Source organism: Sulfitobacter rhodophyticola (genome assembly GCF_041281685.2).
In the GTDB taxonomy this organism is placed as follows: domain Bacteria; phylum Pseudomonadota; class Alphaproteobacteria; order Rhodobacterales; family Rhodobacteraceae; genus Sulfitobacter.
Genome location: NZ_CP166251.2, coordinates 3,617,954 through 3,642,836, shown reverse-complemented (window position 1 = coordinate 3,642,836; position 24,883 = coordinate 3,617,954). Strand labels below are relative to the sequence as shown.

Here is a 24,883-nt window from a genome sequence, read left to right as displayed (position 1 = left end):
AAACCCGGAGGTCCGGAGGCAGAGCCTCCGAAACCCCTCTCATCTCAGTCCCGCAAGCTTTCTTCGCGCAACCCGTCCGCCAGCAGGTTCAACCCCAACACCAGCGACAGGAGCGCCAGCGCGGGTGCCACCGCCGCATGGGGATAAAGCGCCAGCAAACGGCGGCCCGCATTGATCGTGCTGCCCCAATCCGGGCTTTCGGATTCCAGCCCCAGACCAAAGAAGCCCAACGTCCCCAGAAGGATCGTGGTGTACCCGATCCGCAGGCAGAAATCGACGATCAGCGGTCCACGCGCGTTGGGCAGGATCTCCCACAGCATGATGTACCACGGGCCTTCGCCACGGGTCTGCGCCGCCGCCACGTAGTCGCGCGTCTTGATATCAAGCGCCAGCCCACGCACGATACGGAACACCGTGGGGGAATTGACGAACACCACCGACACGAAGACCACCAGGATCTCCGGCGGCATCTTGATCCAGTCCATGATCACGGGCAGGCCGGGCAGGGTATAGTCATCGTTCGACACGATCGCCCCATTGTTGGAGATCAGCGAAAGATAGGCCCAGGCAAGCCCGCCAATGACCACAATCAGGAGCGGCGTGCGCACCGACGGTTGCGTGTAATAGCGTGAATTCAGCAGCACGGCGAAGAAGATCACCGGGAAGACGAACAACACCGCCGCCATGTAGTTGGGGATCCCCGTCAGCACGATCTCCGGCGTGACCAGCAGATAGAACAGCAAGATCACCGGGAAGGCGAGGATCAGATTGGCCAGAAAGCTCAGGATCGTGTCCAGACGCCCGCCGTAATACCCCGCAGGCAGACCCAGCGTAATGCCCACCATGAAGGCAAAGATTGTCGCAAGGGGCGCGATCAGCACCACGATGGACGACCCGATGATCAACCGGCTGAAGACATCACGTGCCAGATTGTCACCGCCCAGCAGGAACCACTGGAAATCCTCTGGCGCTGCCCCGCTCAGCGGTGTGCCCGGCAGCTTGTTTTTCATGCCCGAGGTCTGGCTCAGCGGGTCGTGGGTGATCAGCATGTCCAGCGCGCCGCCCATGATGCCGGTAAAGACCCAGAACATCACGATGGCAAAACCGATCATGCCGACCGTGCTGTCAAACAGCTTGCCGTACAGACCCAGCTTGCGCTTGTAGGTGATCGACACCGCAAAGGTCACGATCAGCGCGATCCACACCGGCAGGAATTGCTGCGCCATGCCCCCGAAGATACCCGCAGCGGTGCCCGCGAAAACACCCGAAAGAAGATACACCACGACAAAGGCCAGCACCGCGTAGAACAGGTAACTGACGATGACCCCGACAAAGCCCTGCAAGCCGCTGTCGGCCCCCATGGTGCCATCGGCGTGAATGGCGCGGGTATTGCCCGAGGGTACGAAGGACAGGATGATCTGCACCACGATGGCCAGGGCCAGCAAACCCACGGCCAGCAGGAAAAAGACATTGAGGAAGCTGAGCCCTCCGGTCCAGGTTAACGGTTCCATATGCGCCCCCTCAGGAAATGCGAATGCGTGGGTTGAGATAAACGTAGCCGATGTCGGAGATCAGCTGCGTCACCAGCACCACGATCACCGAAATGACCGACACCGCCAGCAAAAGCTCGATATCGTTGTTAGAGGCCGCCTCAACGAGCAGCCAGCCGAAGCCCTTGTAGTTGAAAAGCGTCTCGACAATCACCACCCCGTTCAAAAGCCAGGGGATCTGCAACATGATCACCGTAAACGGCGCGATCAGCGCGTTTCTCAGCGCGTGTTTCAGCACGATATCGGAGAACTTCACCCCCTTCAGGCGGGCGGTGCGGATATACTGCGCCGTCATCACCTCTGTCATGGAAGCACGCGTCATCCGCGCGATATATCCCATGCCATAAAGCGAGATCGTCAGGACAGGCAGGAAGAAGTTCCAGAAATTCGCGTCTGCCATGGCCGAGGTCGCGGAGCCAAGGAACAGCGTCTTGCCATCCAGCAGCCCCATGTCCGCCAGCCAGGGCGATATCCCGAATTTTGAGGAGGCCAGCAGCGCGATGAAAATAACACCGGACACATATTCCGGCGTCGCGGTGGTCGCGATGGAGAAAGTGGAAAGCGACCGGTCCAGCTTTGACCCCTCCCGCATGCCCGCCAGCACGCCGATGATCAGCGCTGATGGCACCATCAGCAACAGCACGCAAAGCATCAGCTTGCCGGTCAAAGCCAGCCTGGTCATCACTGTGGGGCCTACGTCATCCTTGAAACGGGTTGAAAACCCCCAGTCTCCTTGCAGCACACCGCATCTGTTGGGACGCGCGTCTTCCGGGGTGCCCGCGTCAAAGCAGCGCCCAAAGGTTTGCGAAGGGTCTTCGCCTTCGGTCACCCAGCCCGGCATCACACCCAGCCATTGACCGAATTTCACCGGCAGGGGCTGCAGGTATCCGCGATCCCCCAGAAAGCTGGCGACGGCCTCGTCCGACATTCGGAAGTTGCCTTGTGTCTTGGCGAGTTTTTCAAGGTTCGGATAAAGATTGGTCAGCCAGAACACGATGAAGGTCAGGCACAGTGCCGTCAGCAACATCACGCCCAGACGGCGTAAGATAAATAGTCCCATTCAGCGCCCCTGTTGGTGGCCAGGCGGGGTGTCCCCGCTCATTTTTATGCGGCCTTTGGCCTGCGGTCGTGTGTCGGATGGTGGTCCGACGGATTCATTTTGTGGGTAGATCAGCGCGCGAAAGGGCTGGCAAAGGCCAAGTTTCCTGTCTTGCGCGGCCCGATCAATCCGGGCTTTTTCCTCCCCACGGGTTTCATGAGGCAACAGTTAAGGCTGAAGGTCAACGGTAAGTTCCGTCAGAACAGGATCATTTTGCGACATTCGCAAGTCACGAAACCGACCATTCGGTTTCTCGAAAGTCTGGTTCAACCGCCCGCGCGGCGCAGTTTGCCGGGCGTCATTCCCGTGTGCTGCTGGATGAAACGGGTGAAGTAGGCCGCCGACCCGAAACCAAGGTGACGGGCGATATCCTGTGCCGGTTGCCGCGTGTCCACCAGCAGGCTGCGCGCGGCATGCAGGCTGCGTTCGGTCAAAAGCTCTGCCGCCGACAGGCCGGTTGCGGTCTTCAGCGTGCGGGTCAGATGGGTCGGCGTCACGTCCAATGCCTGCGCGTAATCCGCCATTGGCGCGCCCGACCGGAAATGCCCCGGCACCATATCGCAGAACCGCTTTGCCAATCTCCCTGCGGCATTGCGGGCGGCGGGGATGTGTTCCTCCAGCAAGATCTGGCGGCGCAACCAGACGGACATCAGCGCAGCATGGGCTTCAAGGGCGTCCTGATGGAGCGGGCGGCTTTGCGTTTGTTCGCGCTGTGCAGATTCGATCAGCGTTGTCAGTTCGGATTGCACCTGCACGTCCCGAATGCGCAGGTGGCGCGGTATCTCCGGCAGGCGCAGCGGTGTGCCCTGCGGGATGATCACCGCCTGGCCAATCGCCTGCCGTCCCAGTTCAAGCGCGAACAGCGTTCCGGCGGGAATCCAAAGCGCGTTGTGCGCGCCAAGCCCCCGGCGCAACCCGTCAAACAACATCCGCCCCTGACCACGGGTGACCCAGACAAGCAGATGATCGTCGCGGTCATGGGCCAGTTGGAGGCGCCAGTCCTGCCCGCCCGCCAATTGGGCAAGTGTGGTGATGCGAATGTCAGATGATAGGGGTGACAAGGATGATTTATCCGTTTTTGGATATTTATTGACTGCTTTATACCCAATCAGAATGCCAGATTGTTTGCATATGTCAACTGACCCGCGTCAGGACGCTTCTACTTCGGCGAGAATCGGTGCCAATCGGCCATTTTGCTGCGCGCCCAGGTCCGTTGACGCTTGGCGAATTGGCGGGTGGCGATGATGGTTGCCTCGCGGGCGGCTTCCCGCGTCATTTCACCGGCCAGATAGGACATCAGTTCCGGCACACCTATGGCGCGGTGCGCGGGCAGGGCCGGGTCGTAGTCGGGCAAGACGGCCTCGACCTCCTGCAGTGCGCCTGCTTCCAGCATCAGGTCGAAACGTCGCGCGATCCGTGCGTTCAGCCAGTCCCGCTCCACCGTGAACGAAACCGGATAACATGCGGTCAGGGGCAGAACCGGCGCGGGCGTCTCGCTTTGCCAATCGGCCAGCCCGCGCCCCGTGGCCTGCAACACTTCCCACGCCCGCTGCACCCTTGCGCGGTTGTCGGGATCAATACCCGTGGCGGTGCGCGCATCAAGACCGTCATGCAAGGCCGCAATGTCCATCCCATCCGCCTGCGTGCGTATTTCTGCCGGTGTCTGGGGGATCTGCGCCAACCCTTGCGTCAATGCGGCAAAGTAAAGCCCGGTGCCGCCGACGATGATCGGCCTCCGGTCCCCGGTCAGAACCTCCCTTACTTCGCGCAGCCAATGGCCTGTCGAATAGGGATCGGTCGCGGCAACGTGGCCGTACATCAGATGTGGTGCTGCGGCTTCATCCTCCGGCGAAGGCCGTGCGGTGATGATCCGCCAGCAGTCATAGACCTGGCTGGCATCGGCATTCACGATAACGCCGCCCTGCCGTGCCGCAATCTCCAGCGCCAGGGCAGATTTGCCCGATGCGGTCGGTCCTGCGATCAAAACGGGTTGTTCGGGCGACAAGTTGCGCAGCAATGGCGTGAATCCTTGCGACATCTGCACTCCTTTGCTCTGACGCATTGAACCTTGGTCCCATTTGCGACAGTTTGCGCGCAATTGAAAGCCGCAGCACAAAAGGTCCCATATGCCACAGGATACGCCCGACACCTCATTCAAACGCGTGATGTTGAAGATTTCCGGTGAGGCGCTGATGGGCGATCAGGGGTACGGCCTGCATCCGCCCACCGTTCAACGCATCGCCGAAGAAGTGAAATCGGTCCATGATTTGGGTGTGGAGATCTGCATGGTCATCGGCGGCGGCAACATATTCCGCGGCCTGCAAGGATCTGCACAGGGGATGGAGCGGACGACCGCCGACTACATGGGCATGCTCGCCACCGTGATGAACGCGCTTGCGATGCAATCGGCGCTGGAGGAACTGAGCATCCATACCCGCGTGATTTCAGCAATCACCATGAACGAAGTCGCAGAGCCCTATATCCGCCGTCGCGCCGTGCGCCACCTTGAGAAAAAGCGCGTGTGCATCTTTGCGGCTGGCACCGGCAACCCCTATTTCACCACCGATACCGCCGCGACCCTGCGCGCCAACGAGATGTCCTGCGAAGCGATCTTCAAGGGCACCAAGGTTGACGGCGTCTATGACAAAGACCCGGCCAAACACGCCGATGCCAAACGCTATGACACGGTCAGCTATGACGATGTGCTGGCCAAACGGCTGGGCGTGATGGATGCCTCCGCCATCGCGCTGGCGCGCGACAACAACCTGCCGATCATCGTGTTTTCGCTGGATGAACCCGGCGGATTTCGCGGTATCCTTGCAGGCAAGGGGACCTATACGCGCGTTCAGGGTTAAGACCGCGCGAACCGGTTCAGACAGGGTTGCCCGTTCTTGGCCAACCGGGCAATCAACTGTCTTTGCCGTGGTGCTTCAGGCACAAGGCGCGCGCTTTGCATCTGTCCGATCTCCGGCAGCCTGACGGAACGTGGTATGGATTTGCGCGCCTCCGGCCCGGGCCAAAGGGTCTCCACCGGGCTGCCTTCGGAAAAGACAATTGCATGTTCATCAAGTAGGATGTGCCAGTAACATACTGGGTCCTGCACAGTAATTTGTCTGATCCCCGGCAGGGGCAACAGCCGTTTGGCCGGGATCAAAACCTCGTCAACGCCAAACATGCGCCGGACGGCCTTCGCATTGATCATGATCCTGTGTTGCGGAGACACCCGCAGGGATCGTTCCGGCAGGCCGCAGCCCAAGGCACCCGCTTCGATCTGAATGGGGGACTGCGCCGTTTTGGTCCTGCGTTGCTGCCGACGACGCCAGATGATCGGCTTCGTGCCTCCGTCCAGCGTATCGACCAATGCCCCCGGCGCCAGCGTCTCGATCCGGCGCAGCCCGGGCGGGGTCGAAATAAGCGTGCCCTGCACAAAGCAGATCGTGGTGCTGGACGTGGTGGCATAGGTGTTGCGGCCCGCGCTGCCGGTTATCACCGGGGCGATGAGTTCGATACTATCGATGAACAGCCCATCGGTGGTCCCCTGCGCACCATAATCGTTCACGAACGTATCGCCGTTCGGCATCTGGATGACCGAAACTTCTACATCATGGATCGTGCCATCGTCTTCGGTGATCCGGGCCGAATAGATGATGATCGCATCCTGTGCCGTCGTCGTCTCTGTCTGGTCACGCAGGGTGTAGGTCACGTAGTCGGTCGTGCCCATTTCGTCGCTCCAGATCACACCGTCACCGTCCTGATCGAAGTTGGTTACATCCACCATCTGCATTTCGGAATCGACATAGGTGCCTGCAAGGGCGCCGACATTCTCAGTTGCCGGATCGCTTTCATCGGTGTCGATGATCGGCAGGTTGCCGATGAAGATCATCGTTGACGTGGTCTGAACCATGAGGCCCCGCTTTTTCAGCGGACCGAACTAGCATTTGCGCGTTAAATCTCCGTAAAAAAGACACGCCTATACAATCCCCGCCTGCTGACCTAAAAACCACAGCCAAGGACAAGAACACCGAGGCTCCCATGTCAGACGATTTTATGCTTGATACCGACGACCTTGAGCGGCGCATGAAGGGCGCCATCGCGTCACTGCGCACTGAATTTGCGTCACTGCGCACCGGTCGTGCTTCGGCCTCCATGCTGGAGCCGGTGATGGTGGATGCCTACGGGTCGATGACGCCAATCAACCAGGTGGGCACCGTCAACGTGCCGGAGCCGCGCATGGTCACTGTCAATGTCTGGGACAAGGGTCTTGTGGGCAAGGTTGAAAAGGCCATTCGCGAAAGCGGGCTGGGGATCAATCCGCAGCTGAACGGTACGATCATCATGCTGCCGATCCCGGAGTTGAACGAGGAACGCCGCCGCGATCTGACCAAGGTGGCGGGGCAATATGCCGAACACGCGCGCGTCAGCATTCGCAACATCCGCCGCGACGGCATGGATCAGATCAAGAAAGCCAAGGCCGATGGCATGTCCGAGGATGACCAGAAGTTCTGGGAAACAGAGATGCAGGACCTGACCAACACGTTCATCGCGCAGATCGATGAACAACTCGAAACCAAACAAGCCGAGATCATGCAGGTCTGAGGCGCGACAGGGCCGCCCCCGCGGTTGGGGACGGTCCGGACCAGGTTGGACAGTGCTTCGCGTCCATCCCCACAGTGAATGGTAAAGTGAGCCGCCCATGAGCACCGCGTCAAAAGCCAGCAATGATGCGTCTGACCCGTCAGAAGAGACGGAGATCGTGCCGGGTGGACCCCGCCATGTGGCGATCATCATGGATGGCAACGGCAGGTGGGCCACGCAGCGGGGCCGGCCACGCCTGTTCGGCCACCACGCCGGCGCACGCCGGGTGAGAGAGGTGGTCGAAGCCTGCCCTTGCTTCGGTGTCGAATATCTGACGATCTTTGCCTTCTCGACCGAGAACTGGAAGCGCACGCAGGTCGAGGTGGCCGGCTTGATGAGCCTGTTTCGCCGCTATATCACCAAGGAAACGCGCACCTTGCGCGATTTCGGTGCACGGGTGCGCTTTATTGGGGACCGGGTGAAGCTGGACAAGAAGCTGATCCGCCTGATGAACGAACTTGAGGAAGCCACGGCGCATAACGACAAGGTCAACCTGACCATCGCGCTGAACTATGGCGGGCGGGACGAGGTGGCGCGCGCCACCCAGCGGCTGGCGCAGGATGTCGCGGACGGCAAGCTTGATCCCGCGTCGGTGGACGAGGAAACGCTGCCCAGATATCTTGATACCTACGTCCTGCCAGACCCCGATCTGGTCATCCGCACCAGCGGAGAGGCGCGGATTTCCAACTTCCTGCTGTGGCAATCGGCCTATGCGGAGTACGAATTCATTGATACGCTCTGGCCCGATTTCACTCGCGATGAATTCGGCAGGCTATGCGCTGCCTACGGCGACCGCGACCGCCGCTTTGGCGCGGTCAAGACCTGAGGAACCTAATCCATGGCAAAAACGCCTGAGCAATGGTCGGACCTGAATGCACGCATGGGGGCAGGGGCCGTCATGGTCGTGGTTGGCCTGATCGGCATCTGGCTAGGGGGCCATGTGTTTCACGTGCTGGTCGCGTTGATTTGTGGCCTGATGGTCTGGGAACTGGTGGGCATGCTACGCCCCGGTGTGCGCCATGCGCAATTGCAGTTGGGCGTTCTGACGGGTGTTGCGGTACTGTTGGCGATCTATCTGCCGGTGGGATTTGCCCTGCCGCTGCTGCTTGCGCCGGCCTTTTTCGGCTTTGGCCAGCTGGAACAAAACCGCACGATTTTCATGTCCTTCACGGTGCTGATCCTGCTTGCGGGCTACGGCATGATGCAGGTGCGCGATGACATGGGGTTCGGCTGGCTGTTGTGGCTGGTGCTGGTCGTGGTGGTCACGGATGTCGTGGGTTATTTCGCAGGCCGTGCGTTTGGTGGGCCGAAGTTCTGGCCAGCGGTCAGCCCCAAGAAAACGTGGTCGGGCACCGCATCGGGCTGGGCGGGGGCGGCGCTTGTGGGGCTGCTGTTCTCCATCAACTCGGGTATCGGGATCCAGTTGGTGGGCATATCCATCGCCGTTTCCATGGCATCGCAGATGGGTGATATCGCGGAATCCGGCATGAAACGGAAGATGGGCGTCAAGGACAGCTCCAACCTGATCCCCGGTCATGGTGGGTTGATGGACCGCTTTGACGGGATGCTGGGTGCGTCGCTGTTTCTTCTGGTGATTGGCCAGTTCATCGGCTTTCCGCCGGGTGTCGGGTGAACGTGGCGCGCAAGGTCAGCATTCTGGGCGCAACCGGATCGATCGGGCAAAATACCATCGACCTCATTTCGCGCGCCTCGCAGGAGTACGATGTGGTTGCGCTGACCGGCGCGTCCAATATCGCGCAACTGGCGCAGGATGCGATTGCGCTGAAGGCCGATGTGGCCGTGACCGCGCGCGACGATCTGCTTGAGGATCTGCGGCGTGCGCTTGACGGATCAGGGGTTGAGGCCGCCGCAGGGGCGCAGGCCGTAACCGAAAGTGCGGCCCGCCCCGCTGACTGGATCATGTCCGCGATTGTCGGCGCGGCGGGGCTTGCGCCGGGTTTGCAGGCAGCCCGCCAAGGCACGACGCTGGCGCTGGCCAACAAGGAATCGCTCGTCTGTGCCGGGCCGCTGCTGATGGAAACCGCGCGCGGGGCAGGGACCAAGGTCATGCCCGTCGATAGCGAACACTCCGCGATCTTCCAGGCGCTCATCGGGGAGGATCTTGCGGCGGTGGAGCGGATCATCATCACCGCCAGCGGCGGGGCTTTCCGCGACTGGCCGATTGAGGAATTGGCGCAGGCGACATTGGCAGAAGCGTCAAGCCATCCCAATTGGGACATGGGCCAGCGGATCACCATCGACAGCGCGTCGATGTTCAACAAGGCGATGGAAGTCATTGAAACGCGGGAATTCTTCGGGGTACGTCCGGATCAGATCGAAGTTATCGTGCATCCGCAATCGATGATCCACGCGCTTGTCGGGTTCAGTGACGGCGCGCTGATGGCGCATGTCGGCCCACCGGATATGCGCCACGCCATCGGCTTTGCGCTGCATCACCCAGACCGTAGGCATCTGCCCGTCGAACGGCTGGATCTTGCCGCCATCGGCCAGCTTGATTTCCGCGCCCCGGATGAGGTCCGCTGGCCCGCATTGCGACTGGCCCGCGAAACGCTGGAGGCAGGCGGCATGATGGGCGCGGTCTTCAACGCAGCCAAGGAAACCGCACTGGACCGGTTCATCGTCGGCGGGCTTGGATTTACGGAAATGTCACAGGTTGTGGCGCAGACTTTGGACCACATGAGCACACACTGCGACCATATTGATGCCAAGATGACCCTTGATAACGTGCTCCAAGTAGACCATCTGGCACGCAAGGCGGCAAAAGCCGCCGCTGTCAAAAGAGCAGGGTAGCACATTGGATACAGTTGGGCTTTTGCCGCAGTTTGGCGGCGTCATCTGGATGCTTGTCGCATTTGTCGTGGCGCTGTCCGTAATCGTGGCGATCCACGAATACGGCCATTACATCGTCGGACGCTGGACGGGCATCAAGGCGGATGTGTTTTCGCTGGGATTCGGACCGGTGTTGTGGTCGGGGACCGACAAACACGGCACCAAATGGCAGGTCGCGGCGCTTCCCTTTGGCGGTTACGTCAAATTCGCGGGCGATGCCAACGCGGCATCCGGCAAGGATGAGGCGGCGATGGCCGCGGTGGCCGATGACCCCAAGGCGCTGCGGCACACGATGCACGGCGCCCCCCTTTGGGCGCGCACGCTGACCGTTGCTGCGGGGCCTGCGTTCAACTTCGCCATGTCGATCCTGATATTCGCGGGCATCGCTTTTTCCGTTGGTGTTCAACAGGATCCGCTGACCGTGGGCGACATGCGCCCGCTGCCACAACTGGCAGAGCAGGGGTTGCAGCCCGGTGATGTGATCGAGGCAATCAATGGCCAACCTGTGCCCCCGGCAGAGGATGCTGAGGCGCGTGCGGAGATGTTCGCGGATTTGCCTGTTTTGCCCGAGCTTGCTTACGACGTGCGCCGCGACGGGTCCGCGATGACCGTGTCAGGGCCTTTTGTGACGCCTCCGCTGGTGACCCAGGTTCTGCCGCGGTCAGCAGCGTTCGAAGCGGGCTTGCGGCCGGGTGACGTGATCACCCAGATCAACGGCCAGGACGTTTTTGCGTTCAATCAACTCAAGACCGCCGTTGAAGGCGGCGACGGTGGTACCCTCGATCTGACCGTCTGGCGCGAGGGGGAAACACGCAGTGTGGAGATGACCCCGAAGGTCACCGATGTGCCCCAGGACGATGGCAGTTTTGAACGTATCTTCCGCATCGGGATTGTGGGGGGATCCGCCTTTGAACCTGCCACGGACGCGCCCGGATTCGGCACGGCGCTGTCCAGCGGGGTGGCGAACACATGGCGGATCATCACAGGCTCTCTATCCGGGCTCAAGGCGATGATCGTGGGGCAAATCAGCAGTTGCAACCTGAGCGGGCCGGTTGGCATCGCGCAGGCATCCGGCGCGATGGCCAGCCAGGGGGCGCAATCGTTCATCAATTTCATTGCCGTGCTCAGCACCGCGGTGGGGCTGCTGAACCTGTTTCCCATTCCCGCGCTGGATGGGGGGCATTTGGTGTTCTACGCCTACGAGGCCGTGACCGGCAAACCGCCAACCGACAAGGCGCTGCGTGTCCTGATGACCATCGGTCTAGCACTGGTCCTGTCCCTGATGATCTTTGCACTGGGGAATGACCTGTTCTGTCCGTAATTCAACCTGTTACGCGACAGTGGCCACTTCAGGGCAGGGCGAAACGCACACGCGTCTTCGTTGAAAATGCCCCAAAAATGCCACATTTCATCACGATCATGCCGCAATGCTTTGGTAATTAACCTTTGTAGCAAAGGAGTTTCCCATGCAGGCGATCCAGAAATCCTACCGCGGGCTGAGCGTGTTGATGGATCTCAACTGGGATCTGGTGCTTTACATCTGCACCATCGCATTCGCACTTGCTGCCGGAGCATTCGTCGGCTCCCTCTGACACGTGTCACCTACTTCATGATGTTTCCCACCTGAAACCCACTGCACGATGTAGTGGGTTTTTCGCTTTCTGGGTTTTGACAAACTGCCGCAACCTGCGTACTCAGGTTGCAAATGGTGTCTTAAGAATGGGTCAAAACCATGAGACTGACGAACCGGGGCGGTGAACACTCCATGCGGGCAAAAAAATCAGCAGTAGCAAACCTCATCAGGAGCACATCTGTTTGTGCCTTGATGTCAATGGCTTGGATGGCACCAGCGGTGCCGGTGGAGGCGCAGGAATACCGCTTCACCAATGTCGAGATCAACGGCAACAACCGGATCGGGGACAGTGCCATCCTGGCGCGGGCCGGAATCGGAAGCGGTCAGGTGGTCTCAGGCGGTCAGTTGAATGACGCATTTCAGAATTTGCAAAACTCCGGCTTGTTTGAAACCGTTGCTATTGAGCCACGGGGCAGCACGCTGGTAATCAACGTCACGGAGTTGCCGACGATCAATCGGATCAGCTTCGAAGGCAACCGCCGGATCGACGATGAAACGCTGGCAGAACTGACCAGTTCGGCTGAACGACGCGTGTTCAATCCGTCACAGGCCGAACGGGATGCCGCCGCCATCGCCGAAGCCTACAGCAACGATGGCCGCATCGCCGCCCGCGTGCAGCCCCGCATCATCCGCCGCAACCAGAACCGCGTTGATCTGGTGTTTGAAATTTTCGAAGGCGACAACGTCGAGATTGAGCGCCTCAGCTTTGTTGGCAACCGCGTTTACTCCGACCGCCGCCTGCGCCGCGTGCTGGGCACCAAACAGGCCGGTCTGTTCCGCCGTTTGGTCCGTCGGGATACATTCGTCGAAAGCAACGTAGAGGCGGACAAGCAACTGCTGCAGGATTTCTACCTGTCGCGCGGTTACATCGACATGCGCACCGAAGCGGTGAATGGGCAATTGACCGAAGAACGCGACGGTTTCTTCGTCTCCTACAACATCACCGAAGGCCAGCAGTTCAAGTTTGGCGCGGTCGATCTGGTGTCAGAGATGAACGGCGTTGATCCAGCGGCTTATCGCAAGCTGGTCAAGGTGCGCCCCGGCGTCGTCTATTCCCCCACACTGGTGGAAACTGACATTGCCCGCCTCGAACGGCAGGCGATCCGCGATGGCGTCGATTTCATGCGGGTCGAACCCCGCATCGAACGCAACGAACGCACGCAGACGCTTGATGTGACTTACGTGCTCAGCCGTGGACCGCGTGTGTTCGTGGAACGCATCGACATTGAAGGCAACACAACCACGCTGGATCAGGTGATCCGCCGCCAGTTCGACAGTGTCGAAGGCGACCCGTTCAATCCGCGTGAAATCCGGCAGGCGGCCGAACGTATCCGCGCGCTCAACTATTTCGAAACCGCTTCGGTGAATGCCCGCGAAGGCAGCAGCGACGAACAGGTCGTGGTCGATGTGGACGTGGTGGAAAAACCGACCGGCTCATTGCAGTTTGGCGGCACGTTTTCCAACAACGATGGCATCGGTGTCGTCGTCAGCTTTGCCGAGGAAAACTTCCTGGGCCGCGGTCAGCGCTTGCGCCTGAACCTGTCGACCGCCGAAGACGCGCGGCGCTATGGCATTACCTTCATCGAACCCAGCCTGCTGGGCCGTGATGTCGAACTCGGGTTGAACCTGAACTATTCGGAAACGGACAGTTCTTTCGCGACCTATGACACCGAAGTGTTGGTATTCCAGCCCTCGATCACCTTCCCCGTCAGTGAATTCGGGCGGCTGCAGCTGCGCTATACAGCAGAAAACCTTGAAGTGACGGCGCGGGACATCGTGGTGAACGGCAACACCGTTCAGGATGATATCGACGCGGGCGAACAATTCGCCTCCTCCATTGGCTACCGCTATACCTATGATACCCGCGAGGGTGGCCTTGATCCGACTGCAGGGGTCCTGTTTGAGTTTTCTCAGGACTTTGCCGGGCTGGGCGGGGATGCAAATTACGTCAAGACCGTCGCCAAGGTTGTGGGAGAGCGTAAGCTGTTCAACGAAGAACTGACCCTGCGCGCCTCCCTCGAAGGCGGGGCGCTGGCCTGGTCCAGCGGCAATAACCGTGTCGTCGATCGTTTCCTGCTGGGGCCGAACATCATTCGCGGGTTTGAACCCGGCGGCATCGGCCCCCGCGACACAAGCGGCGTGGAAACCGATGCGCTGGGGGGCAACCTCTATCTGGTGGCCCGGTTTGAGGCGCAATTTCCCATCGGTCTGCCGGAGGAATACGGCATTTCAGGCGGCGTCTTCTATGACGTTGGCAACCTGTGGGACCTCGATGATGTGAACCTGAACGGCGGCACGATTGTCGGCGAAGGTGGCTCCTTCCGGCATGTTGTCGGCTTCTCGGTTTTCTGGGATACACCTGTCGGGCCGCTGCAATTCAACGTCTCCAAAGCGTTGAAAAGCGAAGACTTCGACGAGGAACAGAACTTCGAGATCACGCTGCGCACCGAGTTCTGAAGATGCGGCGGGCCTTGCCCCTCGTTACACTGGCGTTTGCCCTGATCGGGGCGGACGCGGCCCTTTCCCAACAGCCATCTTCCGGTCAGCCCGCTAGCCCCGGCGGGTTGGAGCGGGGCACGGTGGTCAGCCCGGTGCTGACCATCGATTCCGAACGGATATTCCTGGAAAGCGATTTTGGCCGCCGTGTGGTCAATCAGATCGAAGCCGAAAGCGCGGTGCTGGCCCGCGAAAACCGCCAGATCGAAGCGGAGCTGGAAGCCGAGGAGCAGGATCTGACAGCCAAGCGGGCGGAAATGGCCCCAGAGGACTTTCGCGAACTGGCGAATGCCTTTGACGAAAAGGTTCAGAACATCCGACGCGCGCAGGCGGAAAAAGGGCGGGCCATCAATGCGATGCTTGAAGACGAACGGGAGGTGTTCCTCACGGCGGCGGGGCCCGTGCTGGAACGCCTGATGCGTGACGCGGGCGCCGCCGTGATCCTTGAGCGGCGGTCCGTTTTTGTCAGCGCCAACGCGATCGACATCACCAATGATGCCATCGCCCTGCTGAATGAGACGCTGAATTCCCCTGATCCTGCGCAAGACCCCTGATCGGCTTGCCGGCTGGGCTGCAAATTGCTAGCCCCTGAAGACAGAAATACCCCTGAAGGACTTCTCATGAGCACAGATTTGAAGCGCGCCGACATTCTGACCATCCAACGCATCCTGCCGCACCGCTATCCGTTCCTGCTGGTGGACAAGGTGGAGGAGATCAACGGCACGCAATCCGCCGTGGGTTACAAGAACGTCACCATGAACGAGCCGCACTTTCAGGGGCATTTCCCAGGCTCGCCCATCATGCCTGGGGTGACGATCGTCGAGGCGATGGCCCAGACCGCTGGCGTCATGATCGGTGTGGCGCTGGATCAGCTGGACACCAACATGCTGATTTATTTCATGTCTATCGACAAATGCAAATTCCGTCGCAAGGTCATCCCCGGCGACGTGCTGCGCATGGACCTGACGACCCTGCGCGGCAAGCCCGGCGGCAAGGTCTGGCGGTTTTCCGGCGTGGCCACGGTCAAAGGCGAGATGGCCGCAGAGGCGGAATTCATGGCGATGCTTGATCTGCCCAAGGACGACGCATGAGCAACATCCACCCTTCGGCCGTGATCGAAGACGGCGCGCGGATTGACCCCACTGCCAAGGTCGGACCGTTCTGCATGGTCGGGGCCGATGTGGTGCTGAAGGCCGATGTCGTGCTGAAAAGCCATGTCGTCGTGACGGGCCGGACCGAGGTTGGTGAAGCGACCGTGATCTTTCCCTTTGCCGTGATCGGTGAAATTCCACAGGACCTGAAATTCAAGGGTGAGGCGAGCCAGTTGATCATCGGTGCGCGCAACCGCATCCGCGAACATGTGACGATGAATTGCGGAACCGAAGGCGGTGGTGGTGTGACCCGTGTGGGGGACGATGGGTTGTTCATGGCAGGCTGCCACATCGCCCATGATGCGATCGTCGGTGACCGGGTGATCGTTGTGAACTCTGCCGCCGTTGCGGGCCATTGCGTGATCGAGGATGACGTGATCATCGGCGGGTTGTCCGGCATCCATCAATGGGTGCGCGTGGGGCATGGGGCCATCATCGGGGCGGTGACCATGGTGACAAATGACGTGATCCCCTACGGCCTTGTGCAGGGCCCCCGGGGTGAACTGGACGGGCTGAACCTTGTGGGGTTGAAACGGCGCGGCGTCGCCCGGTCCGACATTACCGCGCTCAGAGCCGCATTTCAGATGCTCGCGCAGGGCGAGGGGACATTCCATGATCGCGCGCAGCGACTGCGGGATGAAACCTCAAGCGCCTATGTTCAGGAAATCGTCGATTTCATCATGGCCGACACCGGTCGTCACTTCCTGACGCCGAAATGACACTGGCGCTGATTGCAGGACGCGGGCATTTGCCTGCCGAGGTTGCCGCCGCACAGGCGGAGCCGCCGCTGATCTGCGCCTACGAAGGGATTGCGCCCGAAGCGCTTGATGTCGATCTGATCTTTCGGCTGGAGACGCTGGGCACCTTGCTGGTGCAACTGGGCGAAAGGGGCGTGACGCAGGTATGCTTTTGCGGCGGCATCGACCGGCCCACGCTGGATTCGAGCAAGCTGGATGCGGAAACCACCGCGCTTGTGCCGTTGTTTCAGAAGGCGCTTGCCGCCGGTGACAATGGCGCGCTGCAAATTCTCAAGGAGATTTTCGAGCAGACCGGCTTTGCTGTCATGGGTGCGGACAAGCTTGTGCCGGATCTGGTGGCACCACCCGGCGTGCTGTCCGAAGCCTGGCCCGATGCGCAGATGCGCCGGGATGCCGCGCGCGGCGAAGACGTGCTGGCAGGGCTTGCGCCACTTGATATCGGTCAGGCCTGTGTGATTGGCAAGGAACAGGTGTTGGGTGTGGAGACGATGGGCGGCACGGATCATCTTCTGTCGACGCTGCCACCGGTGACGCGCAGTGCCAATGCGATCCTGTGCAAAGGCCCGAAGGCAGGTCAGATTCGCGAAATCGACATGCCTACCATCGGCCCCAATACCCTTGTTGCCGCCCATGCTGCGGGTCTGGTCGGTGTGGTCGTGGACGCGGGCGACGTAATTATCCTCGATTCCGACCGCTGTGCACAGGTGGCCGATGATCTGGGTCTTGTGCTGTGGTCCCGGCGCGGGGGCGAAGGGTGAAGGTCTTCATCCTTGCGGGAGAGCCTTCGGGTGACCGGCTGGGAGGGGCGCTGATGGCCGGGTTGAAAACTTTGCATCCGGATGTAACCTTCGACGGCATCGGCGGCCCCGAGATGACCGAGCAAGGTTTGAAAAGCCGCTTTGACATGGCCGAGTTGAGCGTCATGGGGCTGGCCGAGATCCTGCCGAAATACCGCGCCCTCAAGGCTCGGATCCGGCAGACGGCGCAGGCGGTGCTGGACCTGAAGCCGGACGTTCTGATCACCATCGACAGTCCTGATTTTTCCCTGCGGGTTGCGAAGATTGTCCGACAGAATGCGCAGATACGCACGGTACATTACGTTGCTCCGACGGTCTGGGCATGGCGTCCGGGGCGCGCGGCGAAGATGGCGCGCTGGGTGGATCATGTGCTGGCGCTTTTTCCGTTCGAGCCGCCTTTGATGGAAGCGGCGGGCATGGCCTGCGATTTCGTTGGGCATCCGGTGGTGGCAGAACCGCAAGCCAGTGCGGCGGGGGCAGATGCCTTTCGTCGCGAAAGCGGGATCGGTGCGGCACCGCTTTTGCTGGTCCTGCCGGGGTCGCGCCGCAGCGAGGTGACCCGCCTTGCCCCGGTGTTCGGCGCGGCGGTGGCGCAGCTTTGCGAACAACGCCCTGAGCTACGCGTCGTCGTGCCTGCGGCGGCGCCTGTTGCGGGGCTGGTCCACGATCTGACGAAGGGCTGGGCGGGTCAACCGCTGATCCTTGATCCAGACCAGATGCCCGCCGATACTTTCGCCGCTCTCAAGCGCGCGGCCTTTCGCGCGGCCGACGTGGCGCTGGCCGCCTCCGGCACGGTTTCACTGGAACTGGCCGCCGCCGGAACGCCGATGGTGATCGCCTACGACATGAACTGGCTCAGCCGTCAGATCATCGGGCGCATGGTGAAGGTGGACACGGTGACGCTGGTCAATCTGGTTTCCGACACTCGCGTGGTGCCGGAGTTCATTGGCGAAAGATGCAAGCCTGACCTGATCGCCGACGGTGTTGAGAATGTGCTAGCCTCCCCAAGCGCCCAGGTCGATGCGATGGCGCTGACCATGCAGAGGCTGGGACAAGGGGGGGAGGCGCCGGGGTTGCGCGCGGCACGGGCGGTGTTGGCGCGGATGTGACCCAAATGGCGCGCCCCAAGGGGCGCGGCACGATGTTTTGGATGAGGGGCTAGCCCCTCAAACTCCCCAGGTTTTTGAACCATTTGGAAGGGCTCAGCCCTTGTGAATCCATCCACCGCCGAAGATGCGACTGCTGTCGGTGTCATAAAACACGCATGCCTGTCCGGGAGATATGCCTTCCTCGGGGGTCAGTAGTTCAACCATAGCGGTAGTATCACCCTGTGGACGAACAATCGCCTCCCGCGGCGGCCGGGTGGATCTGACCTTGACGGAGATGTGCCATTCTTCCCGTGATGTCAGCGGCGCATCGCCCAGCCAATTGATTTCCCGCACCGGCACATTGCGGGTGGCCAGCATGGATTTCGGCCCCACGATCACCTGTTTCTTTTCCGCATCCAGCCGCACGACGTAGAGCGGATCGGCGAGCCCGCCAATCCCAAGGCCCCGGCGCTGGCCTATGGTGTAGTTGATCACCCCGTCGTGCTGGGCGAGCACGCGCCCATCGGTATCCACAATCTCTCCGGGGTCGGCGGCTTCGGGGCGCAATTTGCGGATGACGCTGGCGTAATCGCCGTTGGGGACAAAGCAGATATCCTGGCTGTCGGGTTTCATCGCGACCCCAAGCCCGTATTTCGCGGCAAGCGCGCGGGTGTCGTCCTTGCTGGGCAGATGGCCCAGCGGGAACCGCAGGAAGGCAAGCTGTTCCGGCGTGGTCGAGAACAGGAAATAACTTTGGTCGCGGCTTGCGTCGGCGGCGCTGTGCAGCTCCGCACCGCCAGCCCCCATCTTCCGCTGGATATAGTGACCGGTGGCCATGCAATCGGCGTCCAGATCTCTGGCCGTTTCCAGCAGGTCCTTGAATTTCACCCGTTCGTTGCAACGAATGCAGGGGACCGGTGTTGCCCCCGCAAGATAGCTGTCGGCAAATTCGTCGATCACGGCGTCCTGAAAGATATTCTCGTAATCAAGCACATAGTGGGGAAAACCCATGTCTTCGGCCACCCGGCGCGCGTCATGGATATCGATGCCAGCGCAGCACGCGCCCTTCTTGGCCAGTGCTGCGCCATGGTCATAAAGCTGCAGCGTGACGCCGACGACGTCGTAACCTTCCTCGGCCAGCATCGCGGCCACGACCGAACTGTCCACGCCGCCGGACATCGCCACCACCACGCGGGTGTCGGCGGGCGCCTTGGCAAAGCCAAGCGAATTCAGCGGTGGGGTCTGATCAAGGGCCATCGGAACGCTCCGGCAACGTGGAATTGGGGTGGTTTGATGGGAATATAGGAAAATCCTACTTACTCACAAGGGGGCGCTTCACCCGGCATTAAGCCTGCGGGGGCAGTGTGACGCGACCCGAGCCAGGAAAGAACGATGTATCTCAAGAAAGTAGACGGCCCCCGATCCGTGACATTGGCAGATGGCACCATCATGTCGCACGCCGACCTGCCGCCGGCCGATACGCGCCGCTGGGTGGCATCGCGCAAGGCCGCGGTGGTGCGCGGTGTGGGCTATGGCCTGATCACCCAGAGCGAGGCGCTGGACCGCTACCGCATTTCCGAGGAGGAATTCTTTGAGTGGGTGCGCGCGGTCACGGAACACGGGGAAACGGCGCTGAAGGCCACGATGCTGCAGAAGTACAGACAACCTAAAGAAGAGTAACGGTGGACAACCTAAAGTTGTCGTGCTATCAGGGTAAACATCAGTAACGGGTGGTTAACCTTTTTTGTTCACGATCCGAGGCGACATCAATGATCACGACCCCGGAGAAAAGAATGCGCGTACTACTTGTCGAAGATGACCCCACAACGTCCCGCAGCATCGAATTGATGCTGACCCATGCCAACCTCAACGTCTATGCGACCGATCTGGGGGAGGAAGGCATCGACCTTGCCAAGCTCTATGACTACGATCTGATCCTGCTGGATCTGGACCTGCCGGACATGAACGGCCATGAGGTGCTGCGCCAGCTTAGGCTCAGCCGGATCGAAACCCCGATCCTGATCCTGTCGGGCTCCGATGATACGGAGAACAAGATCAAGGGATTTGGATTTGGCGCAGACGACTATCTGACCAAACCCTTTCACCGGGAAGAACTGGTGGCGCGCATTCACGCCATCATCCGGCGGTCCAAAGGCCATTCCCAATCGGTGATCGAAACCGGCCAGATTGCGGTCAACCTTGATGCCAAGACCGTCAGCGTGGAAAACCAGACGGTGCACCTGACTGGCAAGGAATATCAGATGCTGGAACTGCTGTCGCTGCGCAAGGGCACGACCCTGACCAAGGAGATGTTCCTTAACCACCTTTACGGTGGCATGGACGAACCTGAATTGAAGATCATCGATGTGTTCATCTGCAAGCTGCGCAAGAAACTCTCCGCCGCGACGGGCGGGGAAAGCTATATCGAAACGGTCTGGGGGCGGGGTTACGTACTGCGCGATCCGGAACCTGCGGCACTTGATCTGGCCGCCACCGCCTGAAGGCGCGCCCGAAATCTGCTAGACCTGCCCCTGTGCGCGGCCTATCTAGGCGGTGCAAGGGAGCAGGCGGGGCAAACGGGTGACGCGCGATATCTCAGTTGAAAACCTGACCAAGGATGAGGCGCAGGCCGAACTGGCGCGCCTTGCTGATCTGTTGGCAAACGCCAACACGGCTTATCACACCGAAGATGCGCCGGAAATGGACGATGCGACCTATGACGCGCTGAAGCGCCGCAATGTCGCGATCGAAGCGCGGTTCCCGGCGCTGAAACGGGCGGACAGCCCGTCTGATCAGGTGGGCGCTGTGCCAGCAGATGGGTTTTCGAAGGTGACCCATGCCGTGGCGATGCTGTCGCTCTCCAACGCCTTTGATGCAGAAGATGTTGAGGAATTTGACGGGCGGGTGCGCAAATACCTCGGGCTGCCTGCAGACAGGACATTGGCCTATACGGCAGAGCCGAAGATCGACGGGTTGTCGCTGTCGCTGCGGTATGAAAACGGCGAACTGGTGCAGGCGGCAACGCGGGGAGACGGAGCGGTTGGGGAAAATGTCACCGCCAACGCCCGGACCATTGCCGATGTCCCGACAGTGATCGCAGACGCGCCGGACGTCCTGGAAGTGCGCGGCGAAGTCTATATGAGCCATGCGGATTTCGCCGCCCTGAACGCAAGGCAGATAGACAGCGGCGGTAAACCCTTTGCGAACCCGCGCAACGCGGCGGCGGGATCGTTGCGCCAGTTGGATGCGGAAATCACCCGCGCGCGGCCGCTGCGGTTCTTCGCCTATGCATGGGGTGCCCTGTCAGCACCCTTGGCGGAGACGCAGAAGGGAGCCATCGACCGACTGGCCGATCTGGGGTTTTCCACCAATCCGCTGACCGCCCTGTGTCATTCCAGCGCGGAAATGCTGGCGCATTACGCCCGGATCGAAGAACAGCGTGCAACCCTGGGCTATGACATCGATGGCGTCGTTTACAAGGTGGATGATCTGGCGCTGCAGGATCGGCTCGGCTTCCGGTCCACCACGCCGCGATGGGCAATTGCGCATAAGTTTCCTGCTGAACTGGCGTGGACCCGGTTGGAAGGGATCGACATTCAGGTCGGCCGCACCGGGGCGCTGTCACCCGTTGCACGGTTGCAGCCGGTCACGGTTGGTGGGGTCGTCGTCTCCAACGCGACGCTGCACAACGAGGATTACATCAAGGGGCTCGACAGCAAGGGCAATGAAATCCGCGGCGGCAAGGAAATCATGGTCGGCGACTGGGTGCAGGTTTACCGCGCGGGCGACGTGATCCCCAAGGTCGCGGATGTGGATCTGTCCAAACGCGCAGATGATGCGATGCCGTTCGCCTTTCCGACCCGCTGTCCCGAATGTCAGAGCGAAGCGGTCAGGGAACCCGGCGATGCCGTACGCCGTTGCACGGGCGGTTTGATCTGCCCCGCGCAGGCCGTTGAAAAGCTGAAACATTTCGTCTCCCGCGCGGCTTTTGACATCGAAGGCCTAGGCGCCAAGCAGGTTGAACAGTTTTATGCGGATGGCTGGATCGCCGAACCGGGGGATATCTTCACGCTTCAGGATCGGTACGGCAGCGGCATGCAGCAGCTGAAAAACCGCGAAGGGTGGGGCGATAAATCTGCGCAGAACCTTTTTGACGCGATTGAGGAAAAGCGCGCCATCCCGCTCGCCCGGGTCATCTTTGCCCTGGGCATCCGCCATGTCGGTGAAGCGGCCTCGAACCTGATTGCCCTGCATTATGGGACCTGGGACGCGTTTGAGGCGGCGATGCAGGCCGCCGCCGCTCAGAAAGGGGAGGCGTGGGAGGATCTGATTGGCGTCGATGGTGTGGGTACCGTGATGGCGGGATCGCTGGTGAACACCTTTGCACAGGAGGCGGAGCGTGCGTCGATCGACCGGTTGGTCGCCCATCTGACAATTGCGGAAGCGAAACGCGCCGGCACGTCCGGCAGCCCGGTGGCGGGCAAGACCGTTGTGTTCACCGGCACGCTGGAAAAGATGACCCGAGCGGAGGCCAAGGCACGGGCCGAACGGCTGGGGGCCAAGGTTTCAGGCTCCGTCAGTGCCAAGACCGATCTGCTGGTGGCCGGCCCGGGTGCCGGGTCCAAGGCAAAAAAGGCAGCAGAACTTGGGATCGAGACGCTGGACGAAGATGGCTGGCTCACGCTGATATCGGGCGCATGACCGGTCGGCCGGAGCCGCTTTTCCCGCTTTTCGCCGGGTTGGAAACGCTTCCCGGCGTTGGCCCCAAAACAGCGCAGCTTTTTCCGCAACTGCGCATCGACGCCCCGCGCGATCTGCTGTTCACCCTGCCGCAATCGGGCATCGACCGGGCGTTGCGCACCACCGTGAAGGACGCGTCGCTGCCCGGAACGCTTACCGTTGCGGTCACCATCGGCGCACATCAGCCGCCGCGCAACAAGGGCGGGGCCTACCGCATTCATGTCATGGACGAACAGACAAGCTTTCAACTGGTCTACTTTCACGCGCGGGGCGATTACTGGAAACGGCAATTGCCTGAAGGTGCGCGGCGGATCGTGTCGGGCCGGGTGGAGTTGTTTGACGGCATCCCTCAGATGGTCCACCCCGATCATGCCGTGCCCGAAGAGGAAGCGGCTGACATTCCGGCGTTCGAACCCGTCTATCCGCTGACCGGCGGGATCACGCAAAAGTTGATGTACAAGGCCACGCGCGCCGCGCTTGATCTGATCCCCGACATGGCCGAATGGATTGACCCCGGTCAGAAGGATCAAGCGGGCTGGCCCGATTTCGCGGCAGCCGCCCATGCCGCCCACGCCCCGCAAAGCCTGTCTGATCTGAGCGCCACATCCGTCGCGCGCGAAAGGCTCGCCTATGACGAACTGCTGGCCCACCAGATCACCCTTGCGCTGGCGCGCCAGACCGAACGCCGCAAGCCGGGCCGTGCCACAACCGGAGACGGTCATCTGCAACAGCGCGTGCTGGATGCCTTGCCCTATGCGCCCACCGGGGCACAGACCCGCGCGGTGGCCGAAATCACGCAGGACATGGCCAGCACGCAGCGCATGAACCGCTTGCTGCAGGGCGATGTGGGTGCGGGCAAGACTCTGGTGGCCTTCATGGCGCTTTTGTGCGCCGTCGAAGGGGGCGGACAGGGCGTGCTGATGGCACCCACCGAAATCCTCGCCCGGCAGCATCTGCAGGCGTTGCGGCCTCTGGCCGAAACGGCTGGTGTTGTGCTGGAAATCCTGACCGGGCGCGACAAGGGAAGCGAACGGCAGGCAAAGCTTGCTGCGCTGGCGCGGGGTGACATTCAATTGCTGGTGGGAACGCACGCGGTGTTTCAGGCCGACGTTGCATTTCACGACCTGCGGTTGGCGATTGTCGATGAACAACACCGCTTCGGTGTGCGCCAGCGCCTCGAACTGGGGCGCAAAGGGCAGCGGGCGGATGTGCTGGTGATGACCGCCACACCGATTCCGCGTTCGCTGGCACTGGCGCAATATGGCGACATGGATGTCAGCGTGCTGGACGAAAAACCCCCCGGCCGACAACCGATCAAGACCGCATTGGTCAGCACCGACCGGATGGATGAGGTGATCGACCGCTTGCGCGCCGCAATTGCCGAAGGGCGTCAGTGCTATTGGGTTTGCCCTTTGGTGGAGGAAAGCGAGGTCAGCGACCTGATCGCGGCGGAGGATCGGTTCAAGCGGCTGCGCGCCGTGCTGGGCGAAGGCGTGGTCGGCCTTGTGCATGGACAGATGGCGCTTGCGGACAAGGACGCCGCGATGCGCGCCTTTCAACTGGCCGAAACACAGGTTCTGGTGGCTACCACGGTCATCGAAGTGGGTGTGGACGTACCCAATGCCACGATCATGGTGGTGGAACGCGCCGAAACCTTCGGTCTGGCGCAGCTTCACCAGCTTCGCGGCCGCGTCGGGCGCGGGCAGGGGGCATCGACCTGCCTGCTGATGTACCAGAACCCGCTCAGCGATACGGGGCGTCACCGGCTTGAGGTGCTGCGCGGCACTGAAGACGGCTTCGCCATTGCCGAAGCCGACCTGAAGATGCGCGGCACCGGTGACCTGATCGGCACCGCGCAATCCGGCGTTCCGCGGTTTCGCGTGGCGGACCTTGAAAAACAGGCGGGCCTTTTGGCCGTGGCACAAAGTGATGCGCGCAAGCTGCTGCACGATGATCCAACGCTGCAAGGCGACCGGGGGCAGGCGGCGCGCCTGTTGCTGTGGCTGATGCGGCAGGACGAAGCGATTCGTTTGATTTCAGTTGGTTAAACATATGTGTTCCATTTTGTTCGCAAATGTTCTTAGAA

General features: G+C 61.1%; 23 protein-coding genes. 17 read left to right on the top strand and 6 right to left on the bottom strand.

Annotated features, from left to right (window positions below; genetic code table 11):
- Positions 1 to 44: 44 nt before the first annotated feature.
- The 4 genes from AB4X18_RS18950 to miaA form a co-directional block, all read right to left on the bottom strand.
- Positions 45 to 1,511, bottom strand: coding sequence for an ABC transporter permease (locus AB4X18_RS18950; protein WP_370401536.1), 1,467 nt, complete (start codon positions 1,509 to 1,511; stop codon positions 45 to 47).
- A 10-nt stretch (positions 1,512 to 1,521) separates the two neighbouring features.
- Complete coding sequence (locus tag AB4X18_RS18945; RefSeq protein ID WP_370401535.1) at positions 1,522 to 2,610, bottom strand: ABC transporter permease; 1,089 nt, start codon at positions 2,608 to 2,610, stop codon at positions 1,522 to 1,524.
- Between the two features lie 305 nt (positions 2,611 to 2,915).
- Positions 2,916 to 3,710 (bottom strand): helix-turn-helix transcriptional regulator, encoded by a 795-nt coding sequence (locus AB4X18_RS18940; RefSeq protein WP_370401534.1) that lies wholly within the window; start codon positions 3,708 to 3,710, stop codon positions 2,916 to 2,918.
- Positions 3,711 to 3,808: 98 nt separating this feature from the next.
- Positions 3,809 to 4,687 (bottom strand): tRNA (adenosine(37)-N6)-dimethylallyltransferase MiaA, encoded by an 879-nt coding sequence (miaA, locus tag AB4X18_RS18935; protein ID WP_370401533.1) that lies wholly within the window; start codon positions 4,685 to 4,687, stop codon positions 3,809 to 3,811.
- A gap of 88 nt (positions 4,688 to 4,775) precedes the next feature.
- Here miaA and pyrH point away from each other — a divergent pair, with 88 nt between their 5' ends.
- A complete protein-coding gene (pyrH, locus tag AB4X18_RS18930) occupies positions 4,776 to 5,504 on the top strand; it encodes a UMP kinase (RefSeq protein ID WP_370401532.1) in 729 nt (242 codons plus the stop codon).
- Here pyrH and AB4X18_RS18925 read toward each other — a convergent pair.
- Positions 5,501 to 6,553 carry a Hint domain-containing protein gene (locus AB4X18_RS18925; protein ID WP_370401531.1) on the bottom strand — a complete coding sequence of 351 codons (1,053 nt, stop codon included), beginning with the start codon at positions 6,551 to 6,553 and terminating at the stop codon, positions 5,501 to 5,503. The two genes, pyrH and AB4X18_RS18925, sit on opposite strands and share 4 nt — an antisense overlap.
- 128 nt (positions 6,554 to 6,681) lie before the next feature.
- On the opposite strand from AB4X18_RS18925, the gene frr reads away from it, so the two are divergent.
- The 12 genes from frr to lpxB all read left to right on the top strand — a co-directional run bounded on the left by frr (position 6,682) and on the right by lpxB (position 18,078).
- Positions 6,682 to 7,245 (top strand): ribosome recycling factor, encoded by a 564-nt coding sequence (frr, locus tag AB4X18_RS18920; RefSeq protein WP_370401530.1) that lies wholly within the window; start codon positions 6,682 to 6,684, stop codon positions 7,243 to 7,245.
- A 97-nt stretch (positions 7,246 to 7,342) separates the two neighbouring features.
- The gene (gene uppS, locus AB4X18_RS18915) at positions 7,343 to 8,110 is read left to right on the top strand and encodes a polyprenyl diphosphate synthase (protein ID WP_432816912.1); all 768 of its coding nucleotides are present in this window, start codon (positions 7,343 to 7,345) and stop codon (positions 8,108 to 8,110) included.
- A 12-nt stretch (positions 8,111 to 8,122) separates the two neighbouring features.
- Complete coding sequence (locus AB4X18_RS18910; RefSeq protein WP_370401529.1) at positions 8,123 to 8,917, top strand: phosphatidate cytidylyltransferase; 795 nt, start codon at positions 8,123 to 8,125, stop codon at positions 8,915 to 8,917.
- A gap of 2 nt (positions 8,918 to 8,919) precedes the next feature.
- A complete protein-coding gene (gene dxr / locus AB4X18_RS18905) occupies positions 8,920 to 10,095 on the top strand; it encodes a 1-deoxy-D-xylulose-5-phosphate reductoisomerase (RefSeq protein WP_370402668.1) in 1,176 nt (391 codons plus the stop codon).
- Between the two features lie 4 nt (positions 10,096 to 10,099).
- Positions 10,100 to 11,455: an RIP metalloprotease RseP gene (gene rseP / locus AB4X18_RS18900; RefSeq protein WP_432816911.1), complete on the top strand. Its 1,356-nt coding sequence runs from the start codon at positions 10,100 to 10,102 to the stop codon at positions 11,453 to 11,455.
- Positions 11,456 to 11,600: 145 nt separating this feature from the next.
- Positions 11,601 to 11,726 carry a hypothetical protein gene (locus tag AB4X18_RS18895; RefSeq protein WP_370401528.1) on the top strand — a complete coding sequence of 42 codons (126 nt, stop codon included), beginning with the start codon at positions 11,601 to 11,603 and terminating at the stop codon, positions 11,724 to 11,726.
- Between the two features lie 233 nt (positions 11,727 to 11,959).
- On the top strand, positions 11,960 to 14,224 hold the full coding sequence (gene bamA, locus AB4X18_RS18890; protein WP_432816910.1) for an outer membrane protein assembly factor BamA: 2,265 nt from the start codon (positions 11,960 to 11,962) through the stop codon (positions 14,222 to 14,224).
- A gap of 14 nt (positions 14,225 to 14,238) precedes the next feature.
- Positions 14,239 to 14,817: an OmpH family outer membrane protein gene (locus AB4X18_RS18885; RefSeq protein WP_432816909.1), complete on the top strand. Its 579-nt coding sequence runs from the start codon at positions 14,239 to 14,241 to the stop codon at positions 14,815 to 14,817.
- 66 nt (positions 14,818 to 14,883) lie between these two features.
- Complete coding sequence (gene fabZ / locus AB4X18_RS18880; RefSeq protein WP_432816908.1) at positions 14,884 to 15,354, top strand: 3-hydroxyacyl-ACP dehydratase FabZ; 471 nt, start codon at positions 14,884 to 14,886, stop codon at positions 15,352 to 15,354.
- Positions 15,351 to 16,133, top strand: coding sequence for an acyl-ACP--UDP-N-acetylglucosamine O-acyltransferase (lpxA, locus tag AB4X18_RS18875; RefSeq protein ID WP_370401525.1), 783 nt, complete (start codon positions 15,351 to 15,353; stop codon positions 16,131 to 16,133). Before fabZ ends, lpxA begins: the two co-directional genes overlap by 4 nt.
- A complete protein-coding gene (locus AB4X18_RS18870; protein WP_370401524.1) occupies positions 16,130 to 16,930 on the top strand; it encodes an LpxI family protein in 801 nt (266 codons plus the stop codon). The genes lpxA and AB4X18_RS18870 overlap by 4 nt, the downstream gene beginning before the upstream one ends.
- On the top strand, positions 16,927 to 18,078 hold the full coding sequence (lpxB, locus tag AB4X18_RS18865; protein WP_432816907.1) for a lipid-A-disaccharide synthase: 1,152 nt from the start codon (positions 16,927 to 16,929) through the stop codon (positions 18,076 to 18,078). Before AB4X18_RS18870 ends, lpxB begins: the two co-directional genes overlap by 4 nt.
- 93 nt (positions 18,079 to 18,171) lie before the next feature.
- Here the strand turns inward: lpxB and mnmA are convergent, their stop codons facing one another.
- A complete protein-coding gene (gene mnmA, locus AB4X18_RS18860; RefSeq protein WP_370401523.1) occupies positions 18,172 to 19,314 on the bottom strand; it encodes a tRNA 2-thiouridine(34) synthase MnmA in 1,143 nt (380 codons plus the stop codon).
- Positions 19,315 to 19,449: 135 nt separating this feature from the next.
- Here mnmA and AB4X18_RS18855 point away from each other — a divergent pair, with 135 nt between their 5' ends.
- The 4 genes from AB4X18_RS18855 (at position 19,450) to recG (ending at position 24,845) form a co-directional block, all read left to right on the top strand.
- Positions 19,450 to 19,737 carry a DUF1153 domain-containing protein gene (locus AB4X18_RS18855; RefSeq protein ID WP_432816906.1) on the top strand — a complete coding sequence of 96 codons (288 nt, stop codon included), beginning with the start codon at positions 19,450 to 19,452 and terminating at the stop codon, positions 19,735 to 19,737.
- Between the two features lie 113 nt (positions 19,738 to 19,850).
- Positions 19,851 to 20,558: a response regulator transcription factor CtrA gene (gene ctrA / locus AB4X18_RS18850; protein ID WP_370401521.1), complete on the top strand. Its 708-nt coding sequence runs from the start codon at positions 19,851 to 19,853 to the stop codon at positions 20,556 to 20,558.
- A gap of 79 nt (positions 20,559 to 20,637) precedes the next feature.
- Positions 20,638 to 22,758, top strand: coding sequence for an NAD-dependent DNA ligase LigA (gene ligA / locus AB4X18_RS18845; RefSeq protein WP_432816905.1), 2,121 nt, complete (start codon positions 20,638 to 20,640; stop codon positions 22,756 to 22,758).
- Positions 22,755 to 24,845, top strand: coding sequence for an ATP-dependent DNA helicase RecG (gene recG / locus AB4X18_RS18840; RefSeq protein ID WP_432816904.1), 2,091 nt, complete (start codon positions 22,755 to 22,757; stop codon positions 24,843 to 24,845). The genes ligA and recG overlap by 4 nt, the downstream gene beginning before the upstream one ends.
- Positions 24,846 to 24,883 lie beyond the last annotated feature (38 nt).